This window comes from Arthrobacter sp. AOP29-A2-19 (assembly GCF_058138025.1).
In genome coordinates this window covers 3,252,179-3,276,336 of sequence record NZ_CM176894.1, presented here as the reverse complement: position 1 = coordinate 3,276,336, position 24,158 = coordinate 3,252,179, and the positions used below count along the sequence as shown (strand labels likewise).

The 24,158-nt window shown below is 68.7% G+C and carries 20 protein-coding genes; 12 read left to right on the top strand and 8 right to left on the bottom strand.

The features are described 5' to 3' along the window. Positions 1-32: 32 nt before the first annotated feature. From AC3ZJJ_RS15095 to AC3ZJJ_RS15080, 4 genes are all read right to left on the bottom strand, one after another. Positions 33-1,724, bottom strand: coding sequence for an ABC transporter substrate-binding protein (locus tag AC3ZJJ_RS15095; RefSeq protein ID WP_489892637.1), 1,692 nt, complete (start codon positions 1,722-1,724; stop codon positions 33-35). A gap of 207 nt (positions 1,725-1,931) precedes the next feature. Further along, positions 1,932-2,243, bottom strand: a complete 312-nt coding sequence (locus tag AC3ZJJ_RS15090; protein WP_489892636.1) for an AzlD domain-containing protein — start codon at positions 2,241-2,243, stop codon at positions 1,932-1,934. Further along, positions 2,240-2,974, bottom strand: a complete 735-nt coding sequence (locus AC3ZJJ_RS15085) for an AzlC family ABC transporter permease (RefSeq protein ID WP_489892635.1) — start codon at positions 2,972-2,974, stop codon at positions 2,240-2,242. The genes AC3ZJJ_RS15090 and AC3ZJJ_RS15085 overlap by 4 nt, the downstream gene beginning before the upstream one ends. Before the next feature lie 9 nt (positions 2,975-2,983). Further along, positions 2,984-3,865, bottom strand: a complete 882-nt coding sequence (locus AC3ZJJ_RS15080) for a glycerophosphodiester phosphodiesterase (protein WP_489892634.1) — start codon at positions 3,863-3,865, stop codon at positions 2,984-2,986. A gap of 107 nt (positions 3,866-3,972) precedes the next feature. Between AC3ZJJ_RS15080 and AC3ZJJ_RS15075 the strand changes: the two genes are divergently transcribed. Next, positions 3,973-5,229 (top strand): DUF445 domain-containing protein, encoded by a 1,257-nt coding sequence (locus AC3ZJJ_RS15075; RefSeq protein WP_489892633.1) that lies wholly within the window; start codon positions 3,973-3,975, stop codon positions 5,227-5,229. 16 nt (positions 5,230-5,245) lie between these two features. Here AC3ZJJ_RS15075 and AC3ZJJ_RS15070 read toward each other — a convergent pair whose 3' ends face one another. Next, positions 5,246-5,926 (bottom strand): AfsR/SARP family transcriptional regulator, encoded by a 681-nt coding sequence (locus AC3ZJJ_RS15070; protein WP_489892632.1) that lies wholly within the window; start codon positions 5,924-5,926, stop codon positions 5,246-5,248. Positions 5,927-6,350: 424 nt separating this feature from the next. Here AC3ZJJ_RS15070 and sbnA point away from each other — a divergent pair, with 424 nt between their 5' ends. The 6 genes from sbnA to AC3ZJJ_RS15040 are packed head-to-tail and all read left to right on the top strand — an operon-like array spanning position 6,351 to position 16,132. Next, positions 6,351-7,418: a 2,3-diaminopropionate biosynthesis protein SbnA gene (sbnA, locus tag AC3ZJJ_RS15065; protein WP_489892631.1), complete on the top strand. Its 1,068-nt coding sequence runs from the start codon at positions 6,351-6,353 to the stop codon at positions 7,416-7,418. Further along, positions 7,415-10,261, top strand: coding sequence for a Pls/PosA family non-ribosomal peptide synthetase (locus AC3ZJJ_RS15060; protein ID WP_489892630.1), 2,847 nt, complete (start codon positions 7,415-7,417; stop codon positions 10,259-10,261). The genes sbnA and AC3ZJJ_RS15060 overlap by 4 nt, the downstream gene beginning before the upstream one ends. After that, the gene (locus AC3ZJJ_RS15055) at positions 10,258-12,747 is read left to right on the top strand and encodes a non-ribosomal peptide synthetase (protein WP_489892629.1); all 2,490 of its coding nucleotides are present in this window, start codon (positions 10,258-10,260) and stop codon (positions 12,745-12,747) included. The genes AC3ZJJ_RS15060 and AC3ZJJ_RS15055 overlap by 4 nt, the downstream gene beginning before the upstream one ends. 41 nt (positions 12,748-12,788) lie before the next feature. Continuing rightward, a complete protein-coding gene (locus AC3ZJJ_RS15050; protein ID WP_489892628.1) occupies positions 12,789-13,793 on the top strand; it encodes a TauD/TfdA family dioxygenase in 1,005 nt (334 codons plus the stop codon). Then, positions 13,790-14,863 carry a 2,3-diaminopropionate biosynthesis protein SbnB gene (sbnB, locus tag AC3ZJJ_RS15045; protein ID WP_489892627.1) on the top strand — a complete coding sequence of 358 codons (1,074 nt, stop codon included), beginning with the start codon at positions 13,790-13,792 and terminating at the stop codon, positions 14,861-14,863. Before AC3ZJJ_RS15050 ends, sbnB begins: the two co-directional genes overlap by 4 nt. Before the next feature lie 30 nt (positions 14,864-14,893). Continuing rightward, positions 14,894-16,132 (top strand): LuxE/PaaK family acyltransferase, encoded by a 1,239-nt coding sequence (locus AC3ZJJ_RS15040; protein ID WP_489892626.1) that lies wholly within the window; start codon positions 14,894-14,896, stop codon positions 16,130-16,132. A gap of 14 nt (positions 16,133-16,146) precedes the next feature. Here the strand turns inward: AC3ZJJ_RS15040 and AC3ZJJ_RS15035 are convergent, their stop codons facing one another. After that, complete coding sequence (locus AC3ZJJ_RS15035) at positions 16,147-17,562, bottom strand: amino acid permease (protein ID WP_489892625.1); 1,416 nt, start codon at positions 17,560-17,562, stop codon at positions 16,147-16,149. A 131-nt stretch (positions 17,563-17,693) separates the two neighbouring features. On the opposite strand from AC3ZJJ_RS15035, the gene AC3ZJJ_RS15030 reads away from it, so the two are divergent. From AC3ZJJ_RS15030 to AC3ZJJ_RS15015, 4 genes are read left to right on the top strand one after another with little or no spacing between them, the layout of a single operon-like run. Then, positions 17,694-18,017 carry a thiamine-binding protein gene (locus AC3ZJJ_RS15030; RefSeq protein ID WP_489892624.1) on the top strand — a complete coding sequence of 108 codons (324 nt, stop codon included), beginning with the start codon at positions 17,694-17,696 and terminating at the stop codon, positions 18,015-18,017. Between the two features lies 1 nt (position 18,018). Then, complete coding sequence (locus AC3ZJJ_RS15025; RefSeq protein ID WP_489895861.1) at positions 18,019-18,720, top strand: O-methyltransferase; 702 nt, start codon at positions 18,019-18,021, stop codon at positions 18,718-18,720. A gap of 47 nt (positions 18,721-18,767) precedes the next feature. Continuing rightward, a complete protein-coding gene (locus AC3ZJJ_RS15020) occupies positions 18,768-19,277 on the top strand; it encodes a GNAT family N-acetyltransferase (protein ID WP_489892623.1) in 510 nt (169 codons plus the stop codon). Continuing rightward, positions 19,270-20,130, top strand: a complete 861-nt coding sequence (locus AC3ZJJ_RS15015) for a spermidine synthase (RefSeq protein ID WP_489892622.1) — start codon at positions 19,270-19,272, stop codon at positions 20,128-20,130. The genes AC3ZJJ_RS15020 and AC3ZJJ_RS15015 overlap by 8 nt, the downstream gene beginning before the upstream one ends. A gap of 10 nt (positions 20,131-20,140) precedes the next feature. On the opposite strand, the gene AC3ZJJ_RS15010 is transcribed toward AC3ZJJ_RS15015, so the two are convergent. Then, positions 20,141-21,070, bottom strand: a complete 930-nt coding sequence (locus AC3ZJJ_RS15010) for a LysR family transcriptional regulator (protein ID WP_489892621.1) — start codon at positions 21,068-21,070, stop codon at positions 20,141-20,143. A gap of 149 nt (positions 21,071-21,219) precedes the next feature. Between AC3ZJJ_RS15010 and AC3ZJJ_RS15005 the strand changes: the two genes are divergently transcribed. Further along, a complete protein-coding gene (locus tag AC3ZJJ_RS15005; RefSeq protein WP_489892620.1) occupies positions 21,220-22,581 on the top strand; it encodes an MFS transporter in 1,362 nt (453 codons plus the stop codon). Positions 22,582-22,645: 64 nt separating this feature from the next. Here AC3ZJJ_RS15005 and AC3ZJJ_RS15000 read toward each other — a convergent pair whose 3' ends face one another. Further along, the gene (locus tag AC3ZJJ_RS15000) at positions 22,646-24,079 is read right to left on the bottom strand and encodes an NCS2 family permease (RefSeq protein ID WP_489892619.1); all 1,434 of its coding nucleotides are present in this window, start codon (positions 24,077-24,079) and stop codon (positions 22,646-22,648) included. Positions 24,080-24,158 lie beyond the last annotated feature (79 nt).

Genomic DNA, 24,158 nt, shown 5'->3' with positions numbered 1-24,158 from the left:
GGTCGGAACCCGCCGTCGTACCCTACGCGGCCTTACTTGTTCAGCTTGATGTCGTTGAAGACCTCGTCGTTGACCGGGCTGGTCGGGAACGAGTCGACCCGCTCGTTGAAGGCCAGGGACGGCGCCGGGTGGGCCAGCGGGACGGCCGGCACGAACTCGGCGATGTCCGCGTTGATCTCCTCGTAGAGCGGCGTCTGCTCCTCGAGGACCGGGACGCCGCGGGCGTCGGCGATCTTCTTGAACAGCTCCGGGTTGTCGAAGCCGTACTCGGGCTTCTCGCTGCCGAAGAACACGCCCACGAAGTTGTCGGTGTCGTTGTAGTCGCCGGTCCAACCCAGCAGGTGGATGCCGTGGTCCTCGCCGCCCTGGATCCGGTCAAGGTAGTCCGGGCTCCACTTGTTGGGCTGCGGGTCGACCTTGATGCCGACCTCCTCGAGTTGCGCGGAGATGTTCGTGAAGATCTGCTCCGGGGTCGGCATGTACGGCCGGGAGACGCCGGTCGGGTAGTTGAACTGCAGGGTAAAGCCGTCCTCGTAGCCGGCTTCCTTCAGCAGTTCCTTGGCCTTCTCCGGGTCGTAGTCGTAGGCCTCGACGTCCGGGTTGTAGCCGTTGACCGAGTCCGGGATGAACTCGATGGCCTTTTTGGTACCCTCGGGCAGGGTCTGCTTGATCAAGGCGTCCTTGTCGATCGCGTAGGAGATCGCCTGGCGGACCTTGACGTCCTTGAGTTCCTCGACGCTCTGGTTCAGGCCGAGGTACAGGATGGTGAAGGGGTCGCGGGCCATGATCTTGTAGCCGGCGGTCTCGAGGGCGGCGGTGTCCGCGGGGGCCACAAGGTCGTAGCCGTCGATCTCGCCGGCCTCGAGGGACTGGCGGCGGGCCACGGGATCGTCGATGACGCGGAAGATGATCTTGTCGATCTGTCCCTTCTCGCCCCAGTAGTCCTCGTTGTAGGAGAGCTCGACCTGCTGGCCGGTCTCCCACTTGTCGAACTTGAAGGGGCCCGTTCCCACGGGGTTGCCGGTCGCGTACTCGGAGAGGACGGGCGCCTCCTCCGAGCCGCTGATCTCGTCGGCCTTGAACTTCTCCAGGGCCTCGGGCGACTGCATGGCGAAGGCGGGCAGCGAGAGCGCGGCGACGAACCCTGCGAACGGCTTGGCCAGGGTGATCTTCGCCTCCGTCGCGGACACCGCCTCGCAGGACTCGTAGACGGCGTTCTCTGGTTTGTCGGCGAAGCCCTTGAAGAGGTTGCCGTAGTAGTACGCCACGGTCTCTGCCTGCTGGATGCCCTTGAAGTTGTACCAGCGGTCGAAGTTGAAGCAGACGGCTTCCGCGTTGAACTCGGTGCCGTCGTGGAACTTGACGCCCTCTTTAAGCTTGAAGTCGTAGGTGAGCCCGTCCTCGGAGTTCTCCCACGATTCGGCCAGCAGTGGCGCCGGATTGGCGGTGCCCGGCTCCGTGCCCACGAGGCCCTCGAAGACCTGGCGGCTGACCCGGAAGGACTCGCCGTCGGAGGCGTAGGCGGGATCGAGGGACTTGGGGTCCGAGGAGGCGGCGAAGATGAAGGTCGAGTTGACCTCGCCCTCGGCTCCCTCGCTGGCGTCCCCGCCGTCGCGCTGGCTCTGGGCGCATCCGCTCAGGACGAGCGCCCCGATCGCGAACGACGTGGTGATGGCGGCGAAGCGGCGGCGTGCCGCCCGCTTCGGCTGGCCATTGTGGTTCATGGCTTCTCCTGGGTTCGAGTCCTTGCGCCGGCAGCCGCGGGAATCGCCTCCCCCATGGCCTCCGGGTTCGGAGCACCGGCACATGGTGTGAGCCTAGTCTCATTCAAGGCTCGTTTCACGCATTTGCCCGGAGGGATCACATTCGCCGCCGGTCACGATTCGGTCACGACGCCGTTCGCCGGCCCAGTCCGCTCGGAGGCGCCGTGGCTAGGGGAAGCCCGCGAGCCGCAGCAACGCGGCGGCCGCCGCGCCGGCGAGCACCACCACCAGAAACGGGGCGCGGAGCCAGAGCGCGACGGCGGCCGCGGCCAGCGCACCGACCCGGGCGTCGAGCGCCAGCGCCTGCCCCGATGCGACGGCGTTCACCGCGGTGAGGGAGGCAAGCAGGCCGATCGTCAGGGCGCCGGCGACGCGCGTCACGTGCGGGTTGTCCAGCACCCTGGCGGGCACCAGGTAGCCCAGCAGCTTGGTGGCGTAGGCCACCGCGCAGGCCACCAGGACCCACCCCCAGAGGCTCACGGCGCGGCCCCGCCGGCCGCGCGCCCGCCGCCGTAGGGTTCGACGTCCGGTTCCATGCCCTCGCCGGACGGCCCGCGGCCGAACCAGCCCCAGACCCCGGCGACGAGGGCGGCAACGAGGATCGGCAGGCCGGGCGGCGCCACGGGCACCGCCAAGACCGTCACCAGGGCGGCCACGACCGCGAGCGCCACCGGCTGGCGGGAGCGCAGCCGGGGCCAGAGCAGGGCCAGGAATGCGGCCACCGCGGCGCCGTCCAGACCCCAGGCCTTGGGATCCCCCAGGGCGTCGCCGAGCAGCGCGCCGGCCACGGTAAAGAGGTTCCACAGGAGGAACACCCCCAGGCCGGCAACCCAGAAGCCCCGCCGTCGCTCGGTCGGGTCGGTCTGCCCGGACGCCGTCGCGGCGGACTCGTCGATGGTCACGTGCGCCGCGACGGCCTTGAGCCACCCGGCGGGCCTCACGATCGCATTCATCTGCATGCCGTAGACCACGTTGCGCACGCCCAGCAGCGCGGCCGCTCCGAAGGCGGCGGAACCTCCGCCTCCGCCTGCCACCACACCGATGAACGCGAACTGCGAGCCGCCCGTGAACATCAGCGCGCTGAGGGCGATGGTCTGCCAGAGGCTGAGCCCCGAGGCGATGGAGAGGGCCCCGAAGGAGACGCCGTACAGCCCCGTCGCCACGGCGATGGCTGCCCCGACCTTGACGGCGGGCGACTGGGCGAATTTCACCGGCCCAGTCTAGTGGTGGGATGTGGCGCGGGGCTCCGCTTTCCGCGTGGCCGCAAGGTAGCGCTTCACGTATGCGGGCCGGTTGCTGGTCAGTTCCCGCACGCCGAGCGCGGTCAGGAAATCGATGTCGGCGTCGTCGTCGACCGTCCACACCCGAAGGGTCAGGCCCGCCTCGATCCACCGCCGCACCAGCCCGGGGTTGTCCCGGGCGAACGCCACGCCGGGACCCGCGATTCCCACGGCCCCGGCGTTGAGCCGTCCGATGCCGCCCACAAGCGTCCGGCGGATGACCTGCTCGACGGCGGCCCGGCCGAACAAACCGAAGTCGTCCACGAAGTCCTCGTCGATGCCCGTCACCAGCTGGCAGAGGTACTGCCCGGACACGCTCTGCAGGAGATAGTCGATGGACCCCGGGTCGAAGCTCATCAACGTCACCGCCACATTGCCGATCCGCGACGTTTCCGGGTCCCAGCCGGCCCGCATCAGTTCCGCCAGCACCCGCTCCTCCAGCCGACGCCCGAAGGGACTGGGCTGCTTCAGTTCGATCGCCAGGCCCATGTCCCGGCCGGAAAGCCGCATCATGTCCAGCAACTGGGGCAGCGTCACCAGCTGCTCCGACCGGGCGCCAAAGGCCTCGGGGATGCGCACGCCCTTCCAGGAGGAGAAGTCCAGCCGTCGCAGCTCGGACAGCGTGTACGCGCCGACCGACCCCGTCCCGTCCGAGGTCCTGTCCACGGTTGGATCGTGGTGGCACACCACCCGAAGGTCCTGGGTCAGGTGGACGTCGCACTCGACGCCGTCGGCGCCCTCGTCGATCGCCTGCTGGTAGGCGGCACGCGTGTTCTCCGCGTAGGCCAGACTGGACCCTCGATGCGCATAGACGGTGTGCATGCATTAAAGCTACGTGACGGCGGGGTCCCGCCGCCGCCGTCCGAGCGCAGCGGCGGGTGAACTATCGTGGAAGCCTTGGCACGCCGCCTGATCCGGAGGAGCCGACGATGACCACCACTACGCTGACCGACGCCGACCGCGGAGCGGCCCTGCTCCGCATGAAACGGATCGCGACCGGGCTGCTTGTGGCGCTCGCAGTTGTGTTCGCCGTGTCCTTTGCGCTGCAGGAGCGGTACCCGTGGCTGGAGTACGTCCGGGCCGCGGCGGAGGGAGGGATGGTTGGTGCGCTGGCCGACTGGTTCGCCGTGACGGCGCTGTTCCGGCGCCCCCTCGGCCTCAATATCCCGCACACGGCAATCATTCCGCGCAAGAAGGACCAGATCGGCGAGAGTCTTGGCGGGTTTGTGCAGGAGAACTTCCTGTCCGACGAGGTCGTGTCACAGAAGCTGGACAACCTGCGCTTCGCCGCCACCGCCGGAGCGTGGCTGGCCCGTCCCGAGGGCGCCGAACGCGTCGCCAAGGAGGGATCGACGGCGATCCGCGGCCTGCTGGGCGTGCTCGACGACGAGGACGTGTTGCGCTTGCTCGAGGCGCTGGCGCGCAAGCACATGCTCGCCCCCGAGTGGTCCTCGACCCTGGGGCGCATCCTCGAGAGCGTCCTGCGCGACGGCCACCACCGCCAGCTGGTGGACCTCCTGGCCGAGCGCGCCGCCGCATGGGTGAAGGCGAACAGGACAACCGTCGTCGGCCTGGTCTCCGAGCGCTCCCCCTCGTGGCTCCCCGATGTCCTGGACCAGCTCGTCGGCGAGAAGATGCACCGCGAGCTGGTGAAGTTCATCGACGCGGTGCGCGCCGATCCGAACCACAGCCTGCGCCGCAGCGTCGACGCCTGGCTGGCGGACTTCGCCGCGGACATGCAGTCCAATCCGGAGACCGTGGCCAAGGTGGAGCGCCTGAAGCACTCCGTGCTGGGCGATCCCCAGTTGCGCGAGCTGGCGGCCACGGGATGGTCGAGCGTCAAGGCGGCGCTGATGGACGCGGTGGAGAACCCCGAGTCCGAGCTGCGTCGCTCGTTCGTGAGGGCCGTCGGCGACTTCGGGCAGCGACTGACCGAGGACGCGCGGCTGGCCGGCAAGGTCGACGCGTGGATCGCCGGGGCCGCCGGCTACGTCGTGCGCACCTACCGCGGTCAGATCGCCGACGTCATCCGCGAGACAGTGGCTCGCTGGGACGGCGAGGAGACCAGCCGGAAGATCGAGCTCCAGGTGGGCAGGGACCTCCAGTTCATCCGCATCAACGGAACCGTGGTCGGCTCGTTGGCGGGGCTGGGGATCTTCGTCGTGGCGGACCTGCTGCTCCGCTAGGACACGCGGGAGGCCGTCAGGAGACCACGGGCAGCGAGCCGGTGGAGCGGCCGCCGCCGTACCGCCCCGCGGTCAGGAGGCCGGTCACCAGCGACGTGATGCGGTCCGACGGAGCGACACCGAATTCCCCCCGCAGCCGGTCGGCGAACGACTCGTAGAGCTGCAGTGTCCGCGCGTAGTCGCCTTCCGCCAGGTGGGCGTCCAGGAGCAGCGCAATGGAACTCTCGCGCCACGGATCGATGTCCACGGCGCACTGGGCCGCATCGGTCGCGTAGGCGGTTTCCCCGTTCTTGAGGAACTCTTGCGCGATGCGCTCCAGAACCGTCAGGCGCAGTCGCGTCCATCGGTCCTGCTCCGTCAACACCCAATCCTCGTACCACCCGGGCAACAGGTCGGCGTGCCGCATCTTCTGCAGAAGCTCAACCCGTTGCCGGGCGCGCCGGCCCGGCTCGGCGGCCGCCACACGCTTGCGCACCTCGTCCAGGTCGATCACCACCGTGTCGGCCAACGAGAGGGTTTGCCCGTCGGATTCGAGCAGCCCCGGCAGCTGGTGGTTGACCGTCCAGATGCTCTCGCGGAGGCTGCCCGTGGCCTGCCTCTCCGAGCTCTCCGGCCATAGCGTGCCGGCCAGCAGCGCGCGCGGCTGCGTCCCCTTGAGCGCCAAGATGGCGATCAACCGCTGCTGTCGCAACGTCACTCTGACTTGCTGTCCGCCATCGCGCAGGCGCCAAGCCCCCAACAGATCCAGTTGCCACAAGTGCTTTTCAATCATGATCGCCCCAAACAGACCATTTCGTTAGCCGGAGGGGTTTCTGTGCACCGATGGCTTTCGGCGACGGGACCGTTCTCCGACTCTGATGTTGTTCCCACATTCAGAATGGCCGGACGGCTGTCGAAGTCAACCCGTAGAGCGCGTGGATTCCCGGCTGACGTGACCCAATAACGGGCGAATAACGGCGTTGTAACAGAGTGCCCTATTTACTCAATGAACACATGACTTGGCCGTTTCGTCATCCTAGGAGCAATCCATGCCGTACGTTCCATCGGCTAACACCCAGTCAACAAATTTAATCCGAAAGGCCCCCAAGGGCCGAGATGATGGCGAGAGAACGAGGGAGACCATGCCCATTATCAAAGATCCGCACCTGTTCAACGAGCAGAGCCTGTTCGTGGATCTGGAGGGCGTGCTGGGTCGCCGCCTGTACCTGAAGATCGAGGGCTTCAACTTCGCCGGCTCGATCAAGCTCAAGCCGGCCAGGGAAATGGTCGAGCGCGCCGAGCGGGAGGGCCTGATCGGCCCCGGCTCCGTGCTTGTGGAATCCTCCTCCGGGAACCTCGGCGTCGCGCTGAGCATGATCGCCGCCAGCAAGGGCTACCGCTTCGTGTGCGTGATCGACCCCCGCTGCAACCCCGCGACCCGCCAACTGATGGAGTCCCTCGGCGCGCAGGTGGACCTGGTCACCGAGCCGGACCCCGTCGACGGTTTCCTCGGCGCCCGGCTCAACCACGTCCGGGACCTGTGCGGGTCCGACAAGCGGTACGTCTGGCTCAACCAGTACGCCAACCCCGGCAACTGGGGTGCGCACTACCGCTGGACCGCCCCGGAGATCGCCAACCAGTTCCCGGACCTGGACGTGCTGTTCGTGGGCGCCGGGACCACGGGCACCCTCATGGGGTGCGCCCGGTACTTCCGCGAGCACCGGCCCGGCGTCCGGATCGTCGCCGTCGACGCCGCCGGCTCGGTCACGTTCGGCGGGCAGCCCGGCACCCGCCTGATCCCGGGCCTGGGCATGGGCATGCGCCCGCCCCAGCTCGACGAGTCCTTCATCGACGACGTCGTGATGGTCGAGGAGCTGGACACGGTGCGCGCCTGCCACCGCCTGGCCGCGCGCGGATTCCTGTTCGGCGGCTCCACCGGGACCGTGGTCCACGGCGCCATGACCTGGCTCGCGGACCACCACGCGCAGGACCTCACCGCGGTGGCCATCTCTCCGGACCTGGGCCGCCCGTACCTGGACACCATCTACCAGCCCGACTGGGTGCTCGACAACTTCGGGGCCGACGCGCTCGCCAGCGACGACGCGCCCACCGCACCCGGCCGAGCAACCAACCAGGTCTCGGAGCCAAGCCACCCCGCCGCCGCTCCGGTTACGGAATCCGCTGCCTCAGTAGGGAGTTTCTCGCAGTGAAAAAGCTCGTCGACACCCTGCCGACGCCTCCAGAATCCACGATCTCCACGAGGAGGGAACTCCCAGCAGTACCGGCAACCGGGGGCGCCGGAGCGGACATCCCACTTGAGCGCCGGCTGGCGGACATTCTCGCCGCGGTGGTGAAGAAGGACGACGTCCCGGTGGACGCCCACTTCTTCCATGAACTGGGTGCGGACTCGTTGGTGATGGCGCAGTTCTGCGCGCGCGTGCGCAAGCAGCCGGACCTGCCGACCATCTCGATCAAGGACATCTACCAGCACCCGACGATCGCGGCCCTGTCCGCGGCCCTGGCGCCCGCTGAACCGGTGTCCCTTCAGGCCCGGCTGACCGAGGTGCTGGCCGGCTTGCTGGGCGTCGAGCAGGTTCCGGCGGACGCGGATTTCTTCCATGAGCTGGGTGCGGACTCGTTGGTGATGGCGCAGTTCTGCGCGCGGGTGCGCAAGCAGCCGGACCTGCCGACCGTGTCCATGAAGGACATCTACGGCAACCCGAATGTCTTCGCGCTCGCCGCGGCCCTGCACGAGCGCTCGCAACAAGACCGTCCGGAGGAGTCCTCGCCGATACTGGCCTCCGTGCCGGAAACGCCGGCTCCCATGGATGCGCGGACGTGGGAGTACGTTCTCTGCGGCGCCCTGCAGGTCCTCGTCTACGTCGGCTACTGCCTGCTCGCCGGTGCGCTCGCGGTTCTGGGCTACTACTGGATGTTCCCCGAGGCGGGCCCGGACAACCACCACTGGCTGGCCCACGGGACGAGCTTCGCCGTGATCTACCTGCGTTCGATCGCCTTCGCCGCGGCCACGTTCGTGCTGATGTGCATCCTTCCGGTGGCCGGGAAGTGGATCATCATCGGGCGCTTCCGGCCCCGGGAGATCCGCATCTGGAGCCTGGACTACTTCCGGTTCTGGCTGGTCAAGACCCTGATGCGGACTTCGCCCCTCTCGCTGATGACGGGGTCCCCGCTGACGACCTTCTACCTGCGCGCCATGGGCGCGACGGTGGGCCGCAACGTGACGATCCTGACCAACCGCCTCCCGGTCTGCACCGACCTGCTCACCATCGGGGAGGGGACTGTCATCCGCAAGGACGTGGTGGTCAACGGCTACCGCGCCCACGGCGGCGTCCTGCAACTCGGGCCCGTGACGCTGGGCCGGGACGTGATCATCGGCGAGGGCAGCGTCCTAGACATCAACACGGAGATGGGTGACGGCTCGCAGTTGGCCCACCGATCCACGCTCTACACGGGACAGGCCGTCCCCGGGGGCGAGCGCTGGCACGGCTCGCCGGGCCGGCGCACGGAGTCGGACTTCGGCACGATCGACCCCATGCCGTACCGGCCGATGCGCCGCGGATGGTTCGCCACCTCCCAGCTGGTGGGCACGCTGGGCCTGGGCCGCACCATGGTGGGGCTGGTGATCACGCTGGTCGTCCTGGCCTACCCGCCCGTGGCGGCCCTCCTGGAGGCGCAGCCGTTGGCGTTCGCGAACTGGACGTTCTACGCCGACGCCGTCGCGTTCGCCGGGCTGGGCGTCATCGGGGGAACGGTGGTGGCGCTGGTCTTCATCACGACCGTGCCGCGGGTGTTCCAACTCGCCGTAAAGCCCGACACGGTGTATCCGATGTTCGGGCTGCGGGACGCGGCGGCGCGGACGGTGGCGAGGATGACCAACAGCCCCATGCTCGGTACGTTGTTCGGGGACAGCTCGTACGTGGTGAACTACGTGCGGTCGATCGGCTACAAGCAGCCGCAGCTCCAGCAGACAGGCTCGAACTTCGGCACGGGGTTCAAGCACGACAACCCGTACCTGTCGACGGTGGGCACCGGCACGATGATCGCCGACGGGGTGTCGTTTATGAACACCGACTACTCGGCGACGTCGTTCAAGGTCAGCCCGGTGGAGATCGGGGCGCGCAACTTCCTGGGCAACCACGTTCTCTACCCGGCCGGAGCCAGGACCGGGGACAACTGCCTGCTCGCGACCAAGGTGATGGTCCCCGTCGACGGGCCGGTGCGCCACAACGTCGGCCTGCTCGGATCGCCGGCATTCGAGATTCCGCGCTCGGTCCTGCGGGACGCGCTTCCCGAGGAGCATACGAGCCGTTCCCGCCTCCGCCGGGACCTCGCGGCCAAGAACCGGCACAACCTGCGCACCATGGTTCTGTTGATGCTTGCGCGCTGGTTCAACGCGTCGCTGGCCATGCTGGTCATGTTCGCCGCGCTCGAGCTCTCCGACCAATTCGGCTTCCTGGCACTCAGCGCCTCGTTCGTCGTCATGCTGGTCCTCGGCGTGCTGGTGCCGGTCGGCATCCAGCATCTCGCGACGGGGTTCCGGCGGCTGCAACCCCAGCTGTGCTCCATCTACAACCCGTACTTCTGGTGGCACGAGCGGTACTGGAAGCTGCAGGCCCAGAGTCGATACGTCGCCCTCTTCAACGGGACGCCGTTCAAGCCGATGATCTGGCGCCTGCTGGGCGTGCGGATGGGGACCCGGGTCTTCGACGACGGTCTGGGGATCGTCGAGCGGAGCCTTGTCACAATCGGGTCGCGCTGCACCTTCAACGCAGGCACCACTATCCAATCCCATTCCCAAGAGGACGGGATGTTCAAGTCCGACCGCGACACCGTGGGGGACGACGTCACGCTCGGCGTCGCCGCCTTCATCCACTACGGCGTCACCATCGAAGACGGCGTCGTCGTCGCCGCAGACTCCTTCGTGATGAAGGGGACAACCCTCACCCGGGGATCCCTGTGGGGCGGCAACCCGGCCAACGAATCCCGCGCCGCCACCACTTCCCCCGCAGCCCTGGAAAGGTCCGTGTCATGACGATCACCCAAGCGCTCACCTGCCGGACCGCCGCCGACAACACGGCCGCCCCGTCCGGCAACCTGCCCTCCCGTCCGGAGGTCGCGCCGCTGATTCCCCGGTGGACACAGGACCGCCGGGCGGGCCAGGACCTGGTCGAGGCGCCGGTGCCGGAGGACCTTCGCGCGGAGGTGGGGGCGCTGGCCCGCGCCATGGACGTGACGCCCGGCTCGATCTGGCTGGCGGCCCACGCGAGGGTGCTTCAGGCCCTGTCCGGCGAGGCGGAGGTCTCCACCGGCCGCCTGGACACGGCGGGTACCTGGCAGTGCAACCTCGATCTGGACCGCCGGTCCTGGCGTGCACTGGTCCAAGAGTCGCGCGACCGCGAAGCCCTTCACGAGGCTGGCCCCGGCGGGTACGAGGTGGTGTTCGGAGCGGGGCGGGAGGAGTCCGAGCTGCCCGAGGGCATCGTTCTCGGTGTTTTCCTCCTGGGAACATCCGGGGGCGAGGTGCTCCGCCTGCGTTACCGACGGGACGTCCTCGACGCCGGGGCCGCCCACAGGATCGCCGGTTACCACCTGACGGCGCTGCGCCATCTGATCGCAGACCCCGAGGCCGAGCCCATCGAGGCCGACCTGGTCGAGGCCGACGAGCGGCGCCTCCAGCTCGAGCAGCTGGCCGGACCCGAGCGCGCCCGTCCCCAGCGACGCTTCCACGAGCTATTCGAGGAGCGGGTTCGGGAGCATCCCGAGCGCATCGCGGCCATCCAGGACACGCGCGAGTGGACGTACGCGGAACTGAACGCCCGCGCCAACCGGCTCGCCCGGGCCCTGCTCCAGCGCGGACTGAAGGCCGAGGAGATCGTGGCGGTCGTCGCCGAGCGTGACCTGGAGTGGATGGCCGCCGTCATCGGCGTCCTCAAGGCCGGAGGCGCGTACCTCCCGATAGAACCGCATTTCCCCGCCGACCGGATCGCCAGGACCCTGACCCGGGCGGGCGCCCGGATGGCGCTGTCGGAGGAGGGCAGCACCACGACCCTCGACGAAGCACTCGCCGGGATGCCCGCGGTGACGAAGATCCTCTTCGGGGACGTCGAGGCCGAGGGGCACGCAGCCCACGACCTTGGGGTCGAGGTGCGCCCGGACCAGCTCGCGTACGTCTATTTCACCTCCGGCTCGACGGGCGAGCCGAAGGGCGCGATGTGCGAGCACGACGGGATGGTGAACCATCTGTTCGCCAAGATCGAAGACCTGGGCATCGGCCCAGGCGACGTCGTCGCGCAGAGCGCGCCGCAGTGCTTCGACATCTCGCTGTGGCAGCTGGTGTCGGCCCTACTCGTCGGCGGCAGCACGCTCATCGTCGCCCAGGACCGGATCCTCGACGTCGAGCGGTTCGTCGACACGGTGGAACAGGGCGGGGTGGCGGTCTTCCAGGTCGTCCCGTCGTACCTTGACGCGGTGGTGGCCTACCTGGACGGCAAACCCCGCGCCCTGCCGCGACTTCGGTGCGTCTCGGCGACCGGAGAAGCCCTGAAGCGGGAGCTGGTCCGCCGCTGGTTCGAGGTGATGCCCGACGTCAAGCTGGTCAACGCCTACGGACTGACGGAGACGTCGGACGACACCAACCACGAGGTGATGAGCGAGGCGCCAGCAAGCGACCACGTGCCACTGGGCCGGGCGATTCCGAATGTCAGGATCCACATCCTCGACGAGCGGCAGCGTCTCGTCCCGCTCGGAGCGCCGGGCGAGATCGCCTTCTCCGGGGTGTGCGTGGGGCGTGGGTACATCAACGATCCCGAGCGCACGGCGCAGGCATACTCCACAGACCCGTATGTGGACGGCGCACGCCTCTACCGAGCCGGCGACTTCGGGCGCTGGTCTGCGGACGGCAAGCTGGAGTACCTCGGCCGGCACGACAACCAGGTCAAGATCTCCGGGTTCCGCATCGAGATCGGCGACATCGAGAACGCCCTGTTGCGGGTCGACGGCGTCCGCGACGGCGCGGTCGTGGTCGGCGAGGGCGCCGGGCAGTCCAAGTTCCTCGTGGCGTTCTACTCCGGCGACCGGCCGCTCGAGGTCGACGACATCCGCAACCAGATGTCGTCGCGGGTCCCGGGCTACATGGTCCCGTCGACGTACCGGTGGCAGGAGAGCCTGCCCCTGACCGGCAACGGCAAGATCGATCGGAAGGCCCTGGGCCGCATGGCGCGCGAGGTCGTTCCCGAGACCGACGCCGCGACGGAGGCGCTGACGGGGACCGAGCAGCGACTTGCCGAGGCGTGGGCATCGGTCCTCGGCCTCCCTGCGGGGCGGATCGGCAGGCAGGACTCGTTCTTCGCGCTGGGCGGCACCTCGCTGTCGGCCGTCAAACTGGCCGTCCTGCTCAAGCGCGCGGTGTCGATCAAGGACATCATGCAGACGCCCGTCCTCGCGGACTTGGCGATCCTGCTCGACCCGTCGCCCGCCGGCGGCGCCACCCCGCCGGACACCGGCGGGAAGACCAGTTGACCCTCCAACCCAGCACCTGTTCAGAAACGAAAGGACCCGTAATGTCGTCGCCTTCACCCAGGACCCAGCTCGACGTGGAACGCCAGGCCGGCCGGTTGCCGATGCTCGCCGTCGAGGACGGCCACGACCCCGTGCAGTGGGCCGAGCAGCACGGTGAGGCCCTGCGTGTGGCCGTGGCCGAGCATGGCGCGGTCCTGGTCCGCGGGCTCGGCCTCCGCGACCCGGCCGAGGTGGCCAACGTGTTCGGACGGCTCGTTCCGGACGGCCTGATGCCGGACCGGGAGGCCTTTGCCGCCAGGCAGCCCTACTTCGACGGCGTGTATTCGTCCCTGAAGTGGCCCGCGAACCAGCCCATGTGCATGCACCACGAGCTGAGCTACGCGCTCGAGTTTCCCGGCCTGATGCTCTTCGCCTGCCTTCAGGCGCCAAGCGTCGGCGGGCTGACCGGAGTGGCGGACGCCCGCACGATGCTCGACGCCTTGCCCGCGGACATCGTCCGGCGGTTCGAAAGCGAGGGGTGGTTGCTCACCCGCAGCTACAACGAGGACATCGGTGCCACCTACGAGGAGGCGTTCGGCGTCTCCGACCGCGCCGCCGTCGAGGATTACTGCCGATCGCACGCGATCGAGTTCGAGTGGCAGCCCGACGGGGAACTGCGCACCCGGCAGCGCCGCCCGGCCGTTGTCCGGCACCCGGTGACCGGTCAGCGCTGTTGGTTCAACCAGGTCGCGTTCCTCAGCGAGTGGACGATCGCGCCCGAGATTCGGGAGTACCTGGTGGACGTCTACGGCCCCGACGGGCTGCCGTTCAACACCCGCTTCGGCAACGGCGAGCCGATCGGCGAGGACATCGTGGCACTCCTGAACGAGGTCTACGAGGCAAACACCCTTCGAACGCCGTGGGAGACCGGGGACCTCATGCTCGTGGACAACGTGCGCATGGCCCACAGCCGCGAGGCGTACGAGGGGCCACGCGAAGTACTGGTCGGCATGGCCGAGCCGCTGAATGTTTTTGATCTCGCTACCAATCAGGACGGTGTCCGATGACTGATTTCGCCACTTCGCCAGCCCCCGCCGACGCGGAGCCGAAGACGGTTCCACCGTTCGCGGTCATTCCCGGGGCCCAGGTGCAGCAGGTGCTTCAGGGACGGGAGAAGCAGGTCGTCGAGCTGGTCGAGCAGACCTACCGCGTGCACGCGGCCGGCGACTCCGTGAACCCCCCGTCCTACTTCCTGCGCTTCCCGGACCGGCCCACCTCGCGGATCATCGCCCTGCCCGCATCGGTCGGGGGAGACGTGGGAGTCGACGGCATCAAGTGGGTATCCAGCTTCCCGGACAACGTCGCGTCGGGCATACCGCGCGCCTCCGCGGTTCTCATCCTCAACGACCGGGCGACGGGGTACCCCTTCGCCTGCATGGAGAGCTCCATCATCAGCGCCTCCAGGACGGCGGCCTCGGCGGCCGCCGCCGCGGACTGGCTCAGCCGGGGACGGAGCAGCGGACGTCCCAGGCGCATCGGATTCTTCGGAGTGGGCCTCATCGCCCGGTACATCCACACCTTCCTCGACGCGACCGATTGGTCCTTCGACGAGATCGGGGTGTTCGATCTGTCGGTCGAGAGCGCCGAGGGATTCAAGGGCTATCTGGAGCGGAGCGGCACCGGCGCGCGGGTTACCGTGCACGATGGCCCGGAGCAGCTGATCCGCAACAGCGACCTGGTGGTGTTCGCCACCATCGCGTCCCAGCCCCATGTGCACGACGTGGCGTGGTTCGACCACAACCCGCTGGTGCTCCACGTGTCCCTGCGCGACCTGGCCCCCGAGATCCTGATGGCTTCGACCAACATCCTGGACGACGTCGAGCACTGCCTGAAGGCCGGAACGTCCGCGCACCTCGTGGAGCAGACGCTCGGCCACCGGGACTTCGTCGACGGCACCCTGGCTGACGTTATGGAGGGCAGGGTCTCGTTGCCGGAGGACCGGCCGGTGGTGTTCTCGCCGTTCGGGCTGGGAGTGCTCGACCTGGCGGTGGGCAAGTACGTGTACGACGAGGTGGCCGGCAGCGGCCAGCTCGGGGTCATCGACGACTTCTTCTCGGAGCTGCGGCGGTATGGCTGACCGGGCTGCATGGAGGAAAGAGACAGAGAGATGAAAAGCAGTCTTATGCCGGCAACCGGCCAGACCAGCTACTACCACGCCGATAGCGCGCCCCTGCTGCCTGTCCAGTCCGAACAGTTCGTGCCGATCCGCGCGACGGCCGGGGAGCCGGTGCCCGACCCGGGACTCTCCCTGGCGCAGATGCTGGGAGACGTGTCGAAGGCGCACGCCCAATCGCCGGACGATTGGGCGCGGTCGGTCACGAACGTCCTGCGGGACGCCGCAACGGACCACAGGGCCAGGAACGGCTTCTACGCGGCGCAATGTGATGCGTTGGGGGTCGACCCCGGCGCGATCCACGGCGTGGGCGCCCTCCAAAAACTGCCCTTGTTGCCGATTGCCATGTTCAAGCGTCCCGACGCCCAAGTCCTGCTTACCTGCTCCCTGTCCGCCGTCGAGACCGAGACCAGCTCCAGCGGGACCAGCGGCGTTCCCTCCCTGGCCCGCCGCAACACCGAGACGGTAACCCGCGCGCTGGTTGGCCTGACCGGGACCTACCGGGAGTTCTTCAGCCTGTCCGGCGGCGCGGGGCTTTTCCTGAACCCGTCGGACGCCGGAGCCTCGGAAATGGGGCTGCTCAAGGACTTCAACATCCTGAACAGCGTCTTCGACCACCACACGTTCCTCGACGGCGACCAGACGTTCGACCCCCGGGAGGCGTTGGCGGAGCTGCAGAAATGGAAGGGCCGCATGACCCGGCACATCGTCGGGCCCCCGTTCCTCATCCGCCGGTTCCTGAAGTTCCTGGAGCACGAGAAAATCAACCTGCGCCTGGACCCGTACAGCATGGTCATCACCCTGGGCGGCTGGAAGAAGTACGCGGCCGAGGCCATCCCTGCCCAAGACTTCCGCGAACGATGCCGCGACCTGCTCGCGGTCCGCCCGGCGAACGTGCGCGACATGTACGGGATGGTCGAGTCCAACATGCTCGCGGTCGAATGCCACCTGCACCGCAAGCACGTCCCCCCGTGGAGCTACGTGTCCATCCGGGACTCCGGCGACGTCGGCAGGGAACTCGCCCCGGGGAACGCCGGCACCATCGCGATACTGGACGCACTCAACACCAGCTACCCCGGCTTCCTCCTCACCGACGATGTGGGCGACGTCGAGACCGGCACATGCGGCTGCGGGAGAACCGGCCAGGTCCTCAATTTCCACCGTCGCGGCAAGGGCGGCGGCTTCGGCCACTGCCCCGTCGACGTCGAGAGTTACCGGGGGCGGGACGCCTAGTCCCGCACGTCGAGCTAGTCCCGCACCTCGAGCACCGTGCGGTGGCGACCCTCGCTGCCCACCAGGAAGTGGTAGGCCACCAGGAGCAGCGCGATCCAGACGAAGCCGACAACCAGGGCCGTGCGTCCCGCCGGGGTGAAGGCGAGGATGACCACCACAAGCGCCATAAAGGCGATCGCCACGTAGGTCAGCCCCGGCCAGCCGGGCAGCGAGAAGGCGCCGCGCTCGTGGCCGTCCCGCCGCATCTCCCGCCGCATGCGGTGGTGCGACAACAGGATCGAACTCCATGTGAAGACCGTCGCGAAGGTAGCGATCGAGGCGACGAGCAGGAACAGCTGGTCCGGGATCCAGAAGTAGAGGGCCAGCCCCACCAGCAGGCAGGCGCAGATGATGGCGACCGGCCAGATGGGGATGCCGTTGCGCGAGACATGGGTGAAGGACTTCGGCGCGTGGCCCTGTTCCGCCAGCCCGTACATGGTGCGGGTGGCGGCATAGAAGATGGAGTTCATCGCGGAGAGGGCGGCCGTGAGCACCACGGCGTTGATGATGTGCTCGGCGGCCGGGATGCCCAGACCGGCGAAGACCTGCACGAACGGGCTGCCCTCGGAGCCGATCTCGTTCCACGGGAAGAGGCACAGCATCACGCCGATGGACAGGACGTAGAAGACCAGGATGCGCACGGGAACGGTGTTCACGGCCTTGGGGATGGCCACGTGGGGGTTGTCCGATTCCCCGGCCGTCATGCCCAGCGTCTCGATCCCGCCGAAGGAGAACACCACTATGCCCAGGCTCATAACGATGCCCCACACGCCGAACGGGGCGAACCCGCCGTGGTCGAACAGGTTGTGGAATCCGGGCTGGTAGCCGCCGACGCTGACGTTGAAGAGGATCAGGTAGAGCCCGCCGCCGATCATGGCGATGATCGTGGCGATCTTGATCAGCGTGAACCAGAACTCGAGCTCCCCGAACACGCTCACGCGCAGCAGGTTCAGCCCGCCGATCAACAGCATCGCGGCCAACATCCAGATCCATCCCGGGGCGTCCGGATACCACATGCCCATGTACTGGCCGACGGCGGTCATGTCCGCAATGGCGACGATGATCATCTCGAACGCGAACGTCCACCCGGTCAGGAACCCCGTGCGAGGGCCGATGTAGCGGTCCGCGTACTGGGCGAAGGACCCGGCCACGGGGTGCCGGACGGCCATCTCGCCAAGCGCCCGCATCACCACGAAGACCGCGCAGCCGGCCACGATGTAGGCGATCAGCACGGCCGGTCCTGCGGCCTGGATGGTCTCCGAAGACCCGTAGAACAGCCCGGTTCCGATGGCGGAGCCCAAGGCGATGAACCGGATGTGGCGCAGGGAGAGCTTCCGGTTCAGCGTGGTCCGGGAGCCCGGCGCCTGGGCGTTGTCGGTGGTGGTGTGCATGGTCCTGCCTGGATCGTGGCGTGGGAAACCGCGTCCGATCGGGCGGCGGCCGCATCAAGTTTTCCATAGATCGTGGCGTGGGACACCATGGGCGCCGTGACATGGGCGGGAGTCGGTGGCACGCTGGAACCATGATCGTTGCCTTCTCCGTAGCCCCGTCCACGTCCAGCGAGGACGGCTCCGTGCACGACGCCGTGGCGGCCGCCGTCCGCGTCGTCCGGGAGTCCGGGCTGCCCAACCGCACCTCGTCCATGTTCACGGAGCTGGAGGGCGACTGGGACGAAGTGATGGACGTCGTCAAGCGCGCCACGGAGGCCGTCGCGGCCCACGGTTCGCGCGTCTCCCTGGTGCTCAAGGCGGACATCCGCCCCGGGCGGACGGGCGAACTGGACGGTAAGGTCGAGCGCCTGGAGTCGGCCTTGGGCCGCCTGGGGCGGGGCGGCCACGGTGGCTGACCTGGATGCTCCCGGGGCCGACGGCGGCAACGCGGCCACCCCGGGGAAGGTCGACGCCTTCCTGTCCGCCACGGTGGTGGGCGAGGATCCGGTGCTCCTGCGGGGCAAGGCCAGGGCCGAGGCTGCAGGCCTGCCCGCCATCGAGGTCACCGCAGGCGCCGGCAAGCTCCTGGCCCTCCTCGTCCGACTGACCGGAGCGCGGCGGGTGCTGGAGGTCGGCACCTTGGGCGGCTACAGCACCACATGGATGGCGCGCGCCCTGCCCGACGACGGGAGTGTCACCACCTGCGAGTACGAGCGGCTTCATGCGGAGGTGGCGCGGGCAAACCTGGACGACGCCGGCGTCGGCCACAAGGTCGAGATCCGCGTGGGAGCGGCGCTGGACACGCTGTCCGGGCTGGAGGCCGACGGCGTGGAACCGTTCGACCTGGTCTTCATCGACGCCGACAAGGAGAACAACCCAAACTACCTCGACCGCGCCCTGCGCCTGACGAGGCCCGGCTCGGTGATTGTGCTGGACAACGTGGTCCGCGGCGGCAGCGTGCTCGATCCCGGCGACCCGGACACCGTGGAGGGCCGGGCCACCCTGGGCACCAGGGCCGCGCTGGAGCTTCTCGGACAGGACCCGCGCGTGGACGCCACGGCCATCCAAACCACGGGGGCCAAGGGCTGGGACGGCTTCGCGCTCGCCGTCGTCCTCTAGCGTCCAACCGCCGCCACGGGCCCGGCGCCCCGACTAACCTTGTCAGCATGACTGTCTCCGAATACACCGTCCGCCGTGCCACCGCGGCCGATGTCCCCGCCGTCCTCGACATGAAGCTGGCCGCGTGGCGCGAGGCCTACTCCACCCAGCGGCCCGAGTCTTTCTTCGCGGAGACGGCCGCGGCCCGCGAGGGGCAGATCGACTGGTGGACACGCGGGCTGGCTGCCGGCGCGGAGCTGTGGATGGCCGAAGACAACGACGGGCGGGTCGTCGGCTGCTCGGGCGGCGCCCCCGTCCTGGACGACGACGCCGACGCGGGCGTCGGCGTCGAACTGCAGCTCCTCTATGTTCTCGCCGAGGCCTACGGCACGGGGCTCGGCCTCAGCCTGATGCGCGCGGCCATCGGAGACCTGCCGGCGGCGCTCTGGGTCCTGGAGCACAACCCTCGCGCCCAGGCCTTCTACCGGAAGCACGGGTTCGAGGCCGACGGCCGCAGCGAGGCCCTCGAGGGCCGGTGGGAGGGCCTCAGCGAGATCCGCATGGTCCGTCGTGGCTAGGGGCAAGGCCAAGGCCGCCGCCAAGGCCACCGCCGAGGAGGCACCCTCCGGCCCCGCACCCGGCGACTATCCGATCGACACCGGCACCGCCACCCTGGAGCGCGACGCCTACAGCGACACCGGGTGGATCCTGAAGGTCAACGGCGTGCCGTCCTCCCACGTCGACCTGGCCGATCCGGCGCGCCTGGACTTCGAGTACATGCGCTGGATCGCAGCGCTGGTCCGCGCCCGCTTCGCTCCGGCCGAGTACGACGGCGGCGAGCACGACGGCGCGGCGCGGCGCCTGCGCGCCCTCCACCTCGGGGGTGGCGCCTGCTCCATGGCCCGCTGGGTTTCGTCCGAGTACAGCGACGCGCGGCAAGTGGTCGTCGAGCTGGACGGGAAGCTCGCCGCGCTGGTCCGCCTGTGGTTCGACCTCCCGCGCGCGCCCCTGCTCCGCCTGCGTGTGGGCGAGGCCGGCGCCGTCCTCGCCTCGCTGACCTCCGCCACCCGCGAGCTGGTCATCCGGGACGTTTTCGCCGGGGACAAGACGCCGGCCGCCCTGACGACGCCGGCCTTCACCCGCGAGGCCCAGCGGGTGCTCGACGCGGGCGGCCTCTACGTCGTGAACTGCGGCGACACCCCCGGCCTGGACAACGCCCGCTCCGAGGCGGCGGTCATAGCCGGGGTGTTCGAACACACCGCGATCGTCGCGGATCCGGCGATGCTCAAGGGGCGGCGGCACGGGAACATGATTATCGCGGGATCGGACAGCCCCATACCGGCGACGCCGGCCATGCTGCGCGAGCTGCTCGGCGGCGGTGTTCCCGCCCACCACTGGGACGACGCCAAGGTGCGGGCCTTCGCCCGCTGACCGGGTCCGCCTAGGGCCTCGGAGGCGCCGGGTCCTCGCCAAGCAGGAACCCCCGGGCCTCACCGACCGCGCCGCGCACCGCGGCGACCACCGCGGCGACCGCCGGCTGGCGAAGTGACTCCTCGCGGGAGACCAGCCAGTAGGACAACTGCTCGGCAACCTGGGGCAGGATCCTGACCAGGTCGGCGTGTTGCGCCGCCATAAAGCAGGGCAGGAGGCCGATCCCACCGCCGGCGCGCGTGGCGTGCACGTGGACGAAGACGTTGGTGGAGGTGATCGAGTCCCGCATGCCCGGGAGCAGCCGTCGCGGGGTGTCCAGATCGTCCACCTGCAGCATCGAGTCGATGAAGTAGACCAGCGGGTGGCGCACCACGTCCTCGAGGCTTCCGGGGGTGCCGTGCTCGTCGAGCCAACCGCGGGACGCGTACAGCCCCAGGCGGTAGTCGCCCAGGTGGAACATCCGGGCGCGGTGCGCCTGCGGCTTCCCGACCACCACCTCCACGTCCATGCCCGAGCGGATCTGCGAGGCCCTGCGCGTTGCCGCGACGATCTCCACCCGGAGCTCCGGGTTGGCCCGCCGGAGCCGCGCAACGGCGGGGGCGATCACATAGGCGCTGATTCCGTCCGTGGCGCTGAGGCGCACAACGCCGGAGATTCCGGACGCCGCCTCGGGAACCTGGGCGACCGCCGCCAGGGCGGCGGCCACGGAGTCGCCCGCCGCCACGGCCCGCCGGCCGATCTCGGTCACGTCCCACCCGCCCGCCACGCGCACCAGCACCTTGGCGCCCAGAGCGGCCTCGAGCATGGCGATCCGCCGGGAGACCGTGGTGTGGTTCAGCCCCAACTCCTCCGCTGCCGTGGTGAAGCGGCCGGTGCGGGCCACGGAGCGCAGCACCAGGAGGTCGTCCGCGCTGGGCGGGGCCGGCTCGGCTTGTGGCAACGCCCATCCTCCTGGTGTGCGACGGCGAGATGTCTGCGGAAATGCAGGTTGCTCCTGCAGTCTTCGTCATTGACCTGCATTTTTCAGTAGACCATACTCGAGGGGATTCCATGTGACGAGCGTCACCCCACCTCCCCGAGGAGAACCCCATGAGCGCACGCGACACCGCGCCAACCTCTCAGGCCAACGGCGGCCTCAAGAAGATCGTCAGCGCGTCGATGGCCGGCACGGTCGTCGAGTGGTACGACTTTTTCCTGTTCGCCTCCGCGGCTGCGCTGGTGTTCGGCACCCAGTTCTTCCCCAAGACCGGCAACCCGCTCGACGGCGTCATCGCCGCGTTCCTGACCTACGCGGTCGGCTTTATCGCCCGCCCGCTCGGCGGAATCGTGTTCGGCCACCTGGGCGACAAGCTGGGCCGCAAGTACACGCTGCAGCTGACCATCATCCTGATCGGCATCGCGACGGTATTGATGGGCTGCCTGCCGACGTTCGGCCAAATCGGCTACTGGGCCCCCGCGCTGCTGGTCCTGCTCCGCTTCGTGCAGGGCCTGGCCCTCGGCGGCGAGTGGGGCGGTGCCGTCCTGCTGGTCGCCGAGCACTCGCCCAACGAATCGCGCGGCTTCTGGGCCTCGTGGCCGCAGGCGGCCGTGCCGATCGGCAACCTGCTGGCGACCGTTGTGCTTCTGGTGATGTCCACCGTCCTCAGCGACGACGCCTTCCTCTCCTGGGGCTGGCGCGTGGCGTTCTGGCTGTCCGCCGTCGTTGTGGTGGTCGGCTACTTCATCCGGACCCGCATCTCCGAGGCCCCCATCTTCGAGGAGGCCAAGCGCGAGGTCGAGGAGACCAAGGCCGTCTCCTACGGGCTCGGCGAGGTTGTGCGCAAGTACCCCAAGGGCATCCTGACCGCCATGGGCCTGCGCGTCGCCGAGAACATCCTCTACTACATCGTGGTGAGCTTCTCGATCGTCTACTTGGGCAGCCTCAAGGTGGAGACCGCCTCGATCCTCGGGCTGCTGGCGATCGCGCACGTCGCCCACTTCATCTTCGTGCCGCTGGCGGGCCGCCTCACGGACAGGGTCGGTCGCCGCCCGGTCTATCTGGCCGGTGCCATCCTCGGCGCCACCTGGGGCTTCTTCGCGTTCCCGATGTTCGGCACCAAGGACAACTTCATCATCGTGCTGGCGATCGTGATCGGCCTGGGCTTCCACGCGCTGATGTACGCGGGCCAACCGGCCATCATGGCCGAGATGTTCCCGACGCGCATGCGCTACTCGGGCGTCTCCCTCGGCTACCAGGTGACGTCGATCTTCGCCGGATCCCTGGCCCCGATCATCGCCACGGCGATCCTTCGGGAAACGGGCGGATACATGGGCGTCAACCTGTACCTGCTGGCGGCCAGCCTCATCACGATCGTCGCGGCCTTGGCCATGCGCGAGACGCGCGGCGTCAGCCTGCACGACATCGACGAGGCGGACCGCGTCCGCCGCGGAACCTCGAAGGCCACCGTCTAGCGGGGACCGCAACACGTAAAAGGCGGCCGCACCCAATCGGGTGCGGCCGCCTGTCCGTGGGTCGCTACATGCCCACGGCCTGCTCGATCACTCCGATCCCGAAGTAGAGCACAAACGCCGCGGCGACGGCCCACATCAGCGGGTGGACGTCTCGCGCCCGCCCCTGGACCGCGCGGATGAAGACGAAGGAAACGAACCCGGCCCCGATGCCGTTGGCGATCGAGTACGTGAACGGCATCAGCGTAAAGGTCAGGAACGCGGGCAGGGCCACGCCGACGTCGGTCCAGTCGATCTTGGTGACCTGGGAGATCATCAGGTAGCCGACGGCGACAAGCGCGGGCGCCACGGCCTCGAACGGCACCAGGCTGACCAGTGGGGTCAGGAACATCGCGGCAATCAGCAGCGCGCCGGTGACCACGGACGCCAGGCCGGTCCGCGCGCCCTCCCCGATGCCCGCCCCGGACTCGACGAAGATCTGGTTCGAGGAGACGGACGCCCCACCGCCCGCGACGGCGCCGAGCGAGTCGACCAGCAGGACCTTGTCCACGTCCTCGATGTTGCCCTTCTTGTCGATGGTCCCGGCCTCGGTGGCGAGCCCCACCATGGTGCCCATGGCGTCGAAGAAGATGGACAGCAGGATGGCGAACGTAAGCAGCAGCGCCGCCGTGGCGCCGATGCTGCCGAACGCGCCGAAGACGTCTGCCGAGCCGATCAGGCCGAGGTCGGGCGCGTTCCACTCGGAGATGCCGGGAACCACCAGCGACCAGCCCTGCGGGTTGTCCGCCGAGGACTGGCCCACGTGGAAGACGGATTCCAGGATGTTGGCGAAGATCGCGGCGACCAGTATTCCGATCAGGATGGCGCCTTTCACGCGCCGCACCATGAGGGCAATGGTCAGCAGCAGGCCCACCACGAAAACGAGCGTCGGCCAGCCGAGGAGTTCGCCGTCGACGCCGAGCCCCACGGGAACGGTGGTGTGCGCCGCGTCGGGCACGCGCCGCACGAAGCCAGCGTTCACCAGACCGATCAGCGCTATGAACATGCCGATGCCAACGACGATCGCCGTCTTCAGGCTGGCCGGGACCGCGTTGAAGACGGCCGTCCGGAAGCCGGTCAGCACCAGGACGAACATGGTCAGGCCGGCCAGCACCACCAGGCCCATCATGTCCGCCCATTCGAGGCCCGGATTGGTGGCCACGGTGACCGCCGCGAACGCGTTCACGCCGAGTCCGGTGGCGATGGCGAACGGCTGCCGGGCCCAGAAGCCCATCAGGATGGTCATCACGCCGGCCACCAGCGCCGTGGCCGCCGCGACCCGTTCTATCCCCAGAGACGTTCCGCCCGAGTCCGCCCCCGACAGGATCAGCGGGTTCAACACCACGATGTAGCTCATGGCGAAGAAGGTGGCGAAGCCACCCCTGATCTCACGGGAATAGTTGGAACCACGCTCCGAGATCCGGAAGTAGCGGTCGATGACGGACGAGGCCTGTTTTTGCATGTGAAAATCCTATGTGCTTCCTTCCGCTGACGTGGACGGTTGTCTGGGTAGGGTGAACAATGGTGGCAAAGGTGCCCCG